The following is a 719-nucleotide window of genomic DNA, read 5'->3' as shown; positions in this document are numbered from 1 at the left end:
ACCCCGGCCAACGACGTGTATGTCAACGGCAGCACCGTTAGCACAACGATCACGGGCACAACCGGCGGCAACTTCGAGAACCTGGTGCCAGACACCACGCCAGCCGTTACCACCATCAGCGACTCGCTTGATGCCACTGGCCTAACCTTGACCGCTACAGGTGGTATCACCGAAGGCGGCCAGATCACTTACACCGCGACCCTGACCAATCCGGCGGGCACGCCGATGACCGTGACCTTGAGCAATGGCTCGGTCATCACCATCGAAGCGGGTAAAACCACCGGTACCGTGGTGGTCGATACTCCGGCCAACGACGTGTACGTCAATGGCAGCACCGTAAGCACGACTATTACCGGGACCACTGGCGGCAACTTCGAGAACCTGGTGCCAGACACCACGCCAGCCGTTACCACTATCAGCGACTCGCCTGATGCCACTGGCCTGACCTTGACCGCTACAGGTGGTATCACCGAAGGCGGCCAGATCACTTACACCGCTACCCTGACCAATCCGGCCGGTACGCCGATGACTGTGACCTTGAGCAATGGCTCGGTCATCGTTATCGAAGCGGGTAAAACCACCGGTACCGTGGTGGTCGACACCCCGGCCAACGACGTGTACGTCAATGGCAGCACCGTAAGCGCGACGATTACGGGCACCACTGGCGGCAACTTCGAAAACCTGGTGCCAAGCACCACGCCAGCCGTTACCACCATCAG

1 protein-coding gene is annotated in these 719 nt (G+C 60.2%); it reads left to right on the top strand.

The window, feature by feature from the left end:
- A partial coding sequence (locus AACY45_RS27230) for an immunoglobulin-like domain-containing protein (protein WP_339548527.1) occupies window positions 1-719 on the top strand: 719 nt, incomplete at both ends.

It is taken from the genome of Pseudomonas sp. RA_35y_Pfl2_P32 (assembly GCF_963970735.1).
Lineage (GTDB): Bacteria > Pseudomonadota > Gammaproteobacteria > Pseudomonadales > Pseudomonadaceae > Aquipseudomonas.
The sequence above is the reverse complement of the archived record's forward strand: the minus strand, read 5'-3'. Positions and strand labels throughout refer to the sequence as shown.